Source organism: Bradyrhizobium sp. MI1.11 (assembly GCF_055811255.1).
In genome coordinates, this window is record NZ_JBVVPM010000185.1 from 1 (window position 1) to 932 (window position 932).

Here is a 932-nt window from a genome sequence, read left to right on the forward strand (position 1 = left end):
CCCGACCGGGAAATGGCGACCGTTCAGGCGTGGCTGTCGAAGCACCCGGGCATCAACATTGTGTCGCGAGATCGCGGTGGTGGATATGGCGAGGCAGCAGCCAAGGCGCTGCCGAACGCCATCCAGGTCGCCGACCGCTGGCATCTGATGGAAAACGCGAGCGCGGCCTTCCTTGAAGCGGTGCGCCGTTCGATGAGCAAAATCCGAGCCGCAATCGGGGCGACGACGATCGATCTTAAACTGCTGACCTGCGCGGAAAAGCTTCGCTATCAGGGTTATCTGCGGCGCCAGGACAGCCATGCCGCAATCGCGGCTCTTGTCAGCGACGGTGTGCCGCTCAAGGAGATCGTCCGCCGCACAGGACATAGTCGCAATCTGGTTCGCCAAATTAGTCGCGGCGGCGGTACGGATATCTTCCGCACCCGTCAAAGCACCCTGGATGGGCACCTGCCGTTCCTGGACGCGCAGTGGTCAGGCGGCTGTCGTAACGGTGCCGAACTCTGGCGCCGTTTGAGAGGGCAAGGCTTTAAGGGATCGCTGCGCGTGGTGGCGGAATGGGCCACGCGACGGCGACGCGCCGAGACCATCAGCCGTCAACAATTGCAGAGGGTCCCCGCCGCCCGGACGATAGCGCAGTTGATGACGATGAAGCGGGACCACCGAACCAAGGCCGAGACCGTCACGGTTGCCGCTATTGAACAAAGCGTCCCTATGCTGGCCGATGCCAACGCTCTCGTTGGCCGCTTCCACGCGATGATCCGAAAGAGGGCCGAGATCGAGCTCGAACTTTGGATAGATGAATCCAAGCGGAGCCTCATTGGCTCGTTCGCGAATGGGATCGCCAACGACAAGGGCGCGGTGCACGCGGCTATCACGCAACGGTGGTCCAATGGCCAAGTGGAAGCTCAGATCACCAAGCTCAAGCTGGTCAA

At 61.9% G+C, this 932-nt stretch carries 1 protein-coding gene; it reads left to right on the forward strand.

Annotated elements, in window-relative coordinates; translation table 11 throughout:
* On the forward strand, nucleotides 1–932 hold a 932-nt coding region (locus tag AC0L30_RS43025; RefSeq protein ID WP_473406794.1), incomplete at both ends, for a transposase.